Origin of the sequence: Aeromonas sp. QDB68, from assembly GCF_027707405.1 — a bacterium.
GTDB lineage: Bacteria > Pseudomonadota > Gammaproteobacteria > Enterobacterales > Aeromonadaceae > Aeromonas > Aeromonas caviae.
The window spans coordinates 26,360-33,110 of the sequence record NZ_JAPCIQ010000043.1; the positions used below are offsets into that span (position 1 = coordinate 26,360).

Here is a 6,751-nt window from a genome sequence, read left to right on the forward strand (position 1 = left end):
TGCTATGGGGTCAGTTTGAGCAGGCGCCCCTGGCCTGAATCCGTCAACAGGTAGAGGGCGCCGTCGGGGCCCTCCTTGACGGTACGGATCCGCTCCCCCAGATCGGTCAGCAGCCGCTCTGCCGACACTATCTTGTCTCCGTCGAGGTGCAGGCGCAACAAGGCCTGACCGCGCAGGGCGCCGACCAGCAGATCCCCCTGCCACTCCCTGAACAGGTTCCCCTGATAAAAGGCCATGCCCGAGGGGGCGATGGAGGGCACCCAGATCCAGCGCGGTGCCGTCATGCCCGGCGCGCTCTGGCCCACGCCAATCTTGCCGCCCCCGTACTCCTCGCCAAAGGTCACTCTGGGCCAGCCGTAGTTGTGGCCTGGCAGGATGAGGTTGACCTCGTCCCCGCCCTGGGGACCGTGCTCGTGAGCCCAGAACTGCTGGCTGCCCGGACGCAGGGCCGCCCCCTGCATGTTGCGATGGCCCAGGCTCCAGATCTCCGGCAGGGCCCCCGGCGTCTTGACGAAGGGGTTGTCGGCGGGGACCCGGCCATCCTTGTGCAGGCGCACCGTCTTGCCGAGGTGGTTGTCCAGCGTCTGGGCCCGCTCCCGCTCGCTGTAGCGATCCCCCAGGGTGATGAAGAGATAGCCATCCTCCGTCAGCACCAGGCGGGAGCCGAAGTGGGCGCCGCCGGCCACCTTGGGCTCTTGGCGAAACAGCAGTTGCCAGTCGACGAGGGCCTCTTTTTGCAGCCGGGCCCGGGCCACGGCGGTGCCGGCCCCCCCGTCCCCCGGCTCGCTGTAGCTGAGATAGAGCCAGCCATCGCTGTCCAGGGCGAGATCGAGCAGACCCCCCTGACCCGTGGCGGCGAGGGGCGGCAGGCCGGAGACCACATGGCGGTTGCCACCTGCATCGATGCGCAGCAGACGCCCAGGGCGCTCGCTGACGAGGTAGCCGCCATCCGGCAGGAAGGCGAGCCCCCAGGGGTGGCGCAGCTCCCCTGCCACCGGGGTCAGGGTCAGTGCCCGCACCGGGAGCACCAGGCAGACAAGCAGCAGGGCAAACAGTCGCAACATGGGGGCCTCCTCGCTCGGCCAGACCTGAATGTCGCTGAAGTATAGGGGAGGCAAACGGGAAAACGTGAGCAACAACAAGCCATTGGATGATACCGGCAGCGCCTGTTGTCCCTTGGGGTTGGAAGGGAAAGGGGGTGAGCCAGGGCTCACCCCGTCTGGCTAGAAGAGGGCTGGCACGATGCGAAGCGGGTGATCCGATGGTTTGACTTTGCCTATCTTGCGCTTGGGCAGCTTCACCGGCTCCGCCGGCAGCGCCTCGTAGGGGATGTGCGCCAGCAGGTGGGAGATGATGTTGAGGCGCACCCGTTTCTTGTCCTCGGAGTGGGCCACGAACCAGGGGGCCCAGGCGGTGTCGGTGGCGATGAACATGGCATCCCGCGCCCGGGTGTAATCATCCCAGCGATCGAAGGACTTGATGTCCATGGGGGAGAGCTTCCAGATCTTGCGGCCATCGTCGATGCGATCACGCAGCCGCCGCTCCTGCTCTTGTGGGGTCACCTCCAGCCAGTACTTCAGCAGAATGATGCCAGAGTCCACCAGGGCTTTTTCCACCATGGGGGTGCCAGCCAGGAATTTGTCGCTCGCCTCCTCGCTGCAAAAACCCATGATGCGCTCCACCCCGGCCCGGTTGTACCAGCTGCGATCGAAGATGACGATCTCCCCCGCCGCCGGCAGATGGGGGATGTAGCGCTGGAAGTAGAGCTGGCTCTTCTCCCGCTCCGTGGGGGCGGGCAGTGCGACGACCCGAAAGACCCGGGGGCTGACCCGCTCGGTGATCGCCTTGATGGTGCCCCCCTTGCCGGCCCCGTCGCGCCCCTCGAAGACGATGCAGACCTTGAGCCCTTTGTGCACCACCCACTGCTGCAGCCTGACCAGCTCCACGTGCAAGAGGCGCAGCGCTTTTTCGTATGCCTTGTTGCCAAGGGGCTTTTGCGCCTCGGCCACGACCGGTTCTTCCGTTCTGGATTTTCGTTTGCTGCCCATGATGTCCTTCTCTGTGTCTCGGCGAATGGAGGGCCGTCCTGCCGGACGGCGCCCTTCAAGGGTAGATGACGGTGTGCCGCCACCGGGAGTGGCAACTACCGGGGGATGGCCGGGATCATCTTTGGTGGGGCTCGCGGGGTTGTTGGTGGCAGTGAGACATTGAAGAGGGGGGGCGGGACCTGGCCGCCATGGATGCAGGGGAAATGGCGCAGAAACGCACAAGGGGCTGGCATCATGACGATGCCAGCCCCTTGCTGTGTATGGCGTTCCCGACTGGAGTCGAACCAGTGGCCTGTCCCTTAGGAGTCCAGAAATTATTAGTTTCATATAGAATCAGTTGGTTTTATATGAAATATTTTTTTGATTAAAAACAGTTGTTTACATAATATATCTGTACCAAGTGGTTTCATAAAGTCTCACTCCAATGCACTGCGCTGGAGGGGTACGGAGAGGGGTACGGATGGCGATAAGTAAAGACTTGGAGATCTCGTCACTCAAGCCAGTCGAAGGGGTTAAAGTGAAACGCTATGCGATTCAATCGAAGCATGGTGGTGGACTCAAAATAGAAATCCGTGAAAGTGGCCTCAAGCGTTTTGTATATCGCTTCAAGATTGGTGGTAGTGAAGGCGAATTGTTGCTGGGGAGTTATCCTGCCCTGACTCTGGCTAAAGCCAGAGAGGAGCATGGGAAAGCGGTGCTGCTTGTGAAGCGGGGCATTGATCCCACCAAGTTTGCGGCTCAAGAAAAGGCTAAAAATGAAACGGCCCTGACGATGGATGAGTTGCTTGGACGATGGCTCGATGCACAGCGCGTTGCTCAGGTCGTCAAACCCAAAACCCTCCAATGCCATCAGGATCGTTGGAATCGTCATCTCAAGAAGACCCTAGGCAACATTCGCTTAATCGATCTGACTCGTGCCCACTTGGCACAAGCGTTAGAGATAACCAGGCGTGCAACAAAAGACGAAACCCGTAAAGGGTTGGGAACGCTGAACCAGATGTTGGATTATGCGGTGGTTCACTGTCTGCTTGAGGCCAACCCTGCGAGACTGTTGCGCCCAAAAGATTTTGGTGCCAGTGCTGGCTCGCCAAGAGAGCGATGGTTGACCGTCCCCGAATTGCGCAGGTTATGGAAGGCGATAGATGAGGATCTTGGGAGTGGTGGTAGCTTGGCGGCCGGAGGGCGTGGTGTTTCTCGCCATGCAACGATTTCTATACCTGCTGCGAATGCGATTAAGTTATTAATACTGACCGGATGTCGTAGAGGTGAAGTCGCTAATATGCGTTTTTCACAGATAAAAGATGATATATGGACTATACCTGAAACCAAAAATGGTAGAGCTCATACTGTCTTTATTTCCCCTCAGGCGAAATCGGTCATTGAAGAGCAGGCGCAGTATGCCAATGGTGATTTAGTATTCGAATCTGATCGTCCAAGAACAGGTGAAATAGAGCCAATTTTAGTTGATTCCATTACACGGGCTCTAAGGCGATTAATCGCTCGATGTTTACCTGATATGGACCCATTTACTGTTCATGATTTGCGGCGTAGTGCGGCTACTAACTGGGCAGAAAGGCTAGATGTTGAGGAAAGAGTTATTGAGCTTTGCTTGAACCATACGCCAATTAATAAACTTGTTAGAACTTATCATCGTTCACGGCATACCGAGAAAACCCGCCTTGTATGGATTAATTGGGGCCGACTGGTAGCTGATGAGGTGATGCAAGATCCTGTTACTGAAGCAGCAGTTAATAACGTTGTGAAGGTGAGCTTTAATAGAAAGTAAATGTAGCTATGATGATTTTTAGTGATGGACTGAATGATTTAATCATTCAGTCCATTTTTTATATTGCGCACCGTTTTGCGTATGCCTCTCTAATCAACTCTTCTATGATGGCGTTTTTATTTTTCTGTTCCATGTGGCTTAGTTCGTCAAGAATATCGCCTATGTCTTTGCTCATGTTAATACTGTATTGTTTTTTCTCTAAATTTTTATCGCGATATATTTTTTGGCTCCATGCCTTTTTGATGTTGGAAACTAGAAGTTTGTACCTGTCTATATTGACGACGCTTAAAACATCAAAAAATGAAATGAGATCATCTTTTTGAGCCGCAGTGCTATTTAGCACTAGTGGTGTGTAATCTATTCTTTTATTTTCTAGGTAATGGTGTAACCATGAAACTTTGTCTTTATTGTGTTTTTTAAACCAAGCTGTAATTTCATCATTTTTCATTATTGATTCAGAAAGTTCAGATATGGCTCGTGCTAGCTTTTCTTTTGCATCTTTATTGCAAGGGAGTCTATTGATGGTTGATATTATATTCTGCATGCTTACGTTGCTGTTTTTTTTGCTATCCATGCTGGTGTGAATTTTTATGTTTTCATCAACCAATGATGGGTGGATAACAAAGTCATAGTTTTTATCTAATAGTTGGTCTCTGCTATCATCGCGTATAGTAATGTGACTAATTAGTCTCCATATGAAGCAATTTAACCGAGTGTTTTTATTTTCTAGCCAGTCATAATTTTTTTCTGTAAGACATTTTTCATGAAATTCGTTTTCTAAAGTACATATCCACCTTTGAAGCTCAAAAGTATTTTCATCTCTTGGATTGTAGTTACGCATAAATGCGTAAGCGCTAGGTTCTTTGCAAGCGAGCGCTAAATACTTCATTAACATGGGGTGTGGTGGGGTGTCTGCAGGTGATGCATGATTAATTTGGCCTGTTCTATACCAGAGATAATCCACAAAAATAGGGTCATCTAATTTCTTATAAACTTGCACATCCACACCATTATCATGAATTGCCATAATACCACTCCTTAATCTACATTGTAGTGTTTTGTGTTGATTTATGGTTGCGTTTAGTGTGTGATTTTTCATGGTATTTTTCAAGCTTTTATTGTTGCTTATGTTGGCGGGCTGACCTGTGAGTGCATGGCTCAGGCTCTGCAATCTAACCTACTTAGTGGCATTGAAGCACTCTGGGAAAACTAGGGAAGGTGCGAATAAGTCATATGGCACGAGAGCATTTACTGGTAACCCATTGATATTAAATGACTAAAATTTTCATTTTTTGTTCGTGGGATACTTGTTCGCACTTTCCCTAGTGATTGTTTCTTCTGCATAGCTAATCGGCTTAGGGGCAATGTGAGAAGCTATAAACGTAAATATTAACATTGTTGGTCCAGCTATGGAAAAATAGCCGGATCCAAAAAATGAAACTAATCAAACTCAAAGAAGTCACGGAAATGACGACGCTATCCAAAGCGACAATTTATCGTTTGATGAGCAAAGGGGAGTTCCCTGGTGTCGTTCGTTTAGGGCCTAGAGCGGTCGCTTGGATGCAGAGTGAAGTAATAGAATGGATTGATTCGAAGGCATCTGCTAGATAGTAGAGGGCAAGCTAAGTTCAGAGTAATTTTCTTGCCTTAATAACCGGTATTACTGGGGTTTTATTTAAAATAATCACGTGTTCACCGGTGATTTAGGAGGTCGCTAAGATCGGTAATAGTAATATATACACCAAGGTGTATACCAAGGTAGAGGGTGTAGGAGATATATCGAGGGAGAGAGTGATACACCGTCAGAGTGTATCACAGAGTATACCAACGAGAACATGTGATATATACACGAAGTGTATACCAATCAGATATACATCAGGCTTGTACGTCAGATACAAGCCATTGGCATAGCGCAGCATATGCAAAGCACAGAGTGCTAAATGCAGGTTGGTATATCAACCCAGTAGGTTGATAAGAAAGCAAAGTATCAGTTAGCTGTAAAATTTTACGTAGCAGCTCTCATTAATGACGATTAGTGCACTAACCCCAAGGCATGGATATTCCATTCGAACAATAGGAGCGTATATGAAATTAGAAGTCGGGTATTACTTAATGCCCAACGAGCTAAAAAACTTGCGAGTTGTGGTTGAGGCCAAGTATGGTGAAATATCCTCTGAGCAGTTGAAAACATCCGTGGAGGTGATCACAAACTTTTTGAATAAACACCCGCGAGTGTTTGCTGTACGCGTTGATCTGCGTTTCCCTCATATACCAGTTATGGATGATCCGGACATGCCGACAAGCTTTCCACCGGAGGTAGAAGAGGAAGAGGTTATTACGCGCTTTTTTTCTTCACTAAAAAGCCAGATACAGGCGTTACGTCACCGTAAGGGTCAGACTGGCAAACCATTCTTTTTGGGTTATATCTGGGTAAAGGAGCAAGTAACAAGCCAGCACCCTCATTATCACGTGGTACTACTATTAAACCGAGATGATTACGGTTATCTTGGTGATTACTCTAATTTTGATACGGATAACATGGCTATGCGTATCCGTAAAGCTTGGTGCAGAGCATTGAGGCTTGCATACCCTGATTATGCATCTTTGGTGCAATTCCCTCTTGACGCAGAGTATCGATTTGATCGCAGAGATGCAGTTCTGCACAATGATAATTTTTATGACTTCTTGGTGAGGATTGGATATTTCTTTAAATTGCGTTCGAAAGTACAAGGTGGACGTAATTTCGGGCATAGTGAACGGATAAGGTAATGCGGGAATTCAGATAATAAGTGCGACACTCATGGATGAATGGCGAGAGGTGGCCAACTGCTGATTGGTGGTAAATAGCTGTTCCGAATAGTAGATCACCGGAGGAAGGGAACTCAGTCCAGTTTGTGCGATCTGATTAGTCGCTAAA

6 protein-coding genes are annotated in these 6,751 nt (G+C 50.0%); 3 read left to right on the forward strand and 3 right to left on the reverse strand.

Annotated features, from left to right (window positions below; all coding sequences use genetic code 11):
* Window positions 1-2 precede the first annotated feature (2 nt).
* Both PG892_RS13425 and ppk2 read right to left on the reverse strand, forming a co-directional pair.
* A complete protein-coding gene (locus PG892_RS13425) occupies window positions 3-1,064 on the reverse strand; it encodes a PQQ-dependent sugar dehydrogenase (RefSeq protein WP_223954176.1) in 1,062 nt (353 codons plus the stop codon).
* 159 nt (window positions 1,065-1,223) lie between these two features.
* Window positions 1,224-2,048, reverse strand: a complete 825-nt coding sequence (gene ppk2 / locus PG892_RS13430) for a polyphosphate kinase 2 (protein ID WP_010673303.1) — start codon at window positions 2,046-2,048, stop codon at window positions 1,224-1,226.
* 460 nt (window positions 2,049-2,508) lie between these two features.
* On the opposite strand from ppk2, the gene PG892_RS13435 reads away from it, so the two are divergent.
* Window positions 2,509-3,834, forward strand: a complete 1,326-nt coding sequence (locus PG892_RS13435; protein ID WP_198497916.1) for a tyrosine-type recombinase/integrase — start codon at window positions 2,509-2,511, stop codon at window positions 3,832-3,834.
* Between the two features lie 58 nt (window positions 3,835-3,892).
* On the opposite strand, the gene PG892_RS13440 is transcribed toward PG892_RS13435, so the two are convergent.
* Complete coding sequence (locus PG892_RS13440) at window positions 3,893-4,861, reverse strand: hypothetical protein (RefSeq protein ID WP_198497917.1); 969 nt, start codon at window positions 4,859-4,861, stop codon at window positions 3,893-3,895.
* Window positions 4,862-5,268: 407 nt separating this feature from the next.
* On the opposite strand from PG892_RS13440, the gene PG892_RS13445 reads away from it, so the two are divergent.
* Together PG892_RS13445 and PG892_RS13450 are read left to right on the forward strand one after the other, a co-directional pair.
* Window positions 5,269-5,445 carry a helix-turn-helix transcriptional regulator gene (locus PG892_RS13445; RefSeq protein WP_076362302.1) on the forward strand — a complete coding sequence of 59 codons (177 nt, stop codon included), beginning with the start codon at window positions 5,269-5,271 and terminating at the stop codon, window positions 5,443-5,445.
* A 474-nt stretch (window positions 5,446-5,919) separates the two neighbouring features.
* Window positions 5,920-6,603 (forward strand): inovirus Gp2 family protein, encoded by a 684-nt coding sequence (locus tag PG892_RS13450; RefSeq protein ID WP_270825487.1) that lies wholly within the window; start codon window positions 5,920-5,922, stop codon window positions 6,601-6,603.
* Window positions 6,604-6,751 lie beyond the last annotated feature (148 nt).

Bases quoted from the DNA above. Each gene is read 5' to 3' on its own strand.
- PG892_RS13425 (WP_223954176.1), bottom strand. From the start codon at position 1,064: ATGTTGCGACTGTTTGCCCTGCTGCTTGTCTGCCTGGTGCTCCCGGTG.
- ppk2 (WP_010673303.1), bottom strand. From the start codon at position 2,048: ATGGGCAGCAAACGAAAATCCAGAACGGAAGAACCGGTCGTGGCCGAG.
- PG892_RS13435 (WP_198497916.1), top strand. From the start codon at position 2,509: ATGGCGATAAGTAAAGACTTGGAGATCTCGTCACTCAAGCCAGTCGAA.
- PG892_RS13440 (WP_198497917.1), bottom strand. From the start codon at position 4,861: ATGGCAATTCATGATAATGGTGTGGATGTGCAAGTTTATAAGAAATTA.
- PG892_RS13445 (WP_076362302.1), top strand. From the start codon at position 5,269: ATGAAACTAATCAAACTCAAAGAAGTCACGGAAATGACGACGCTATCC.
- PG892_RS13450 (WP_270825487.1), top strand. From the start codon at position 5,920: ATGAAATTAGAAGTCGGGTATTACTTAATGCCCAACGAGCTAAAAAAC.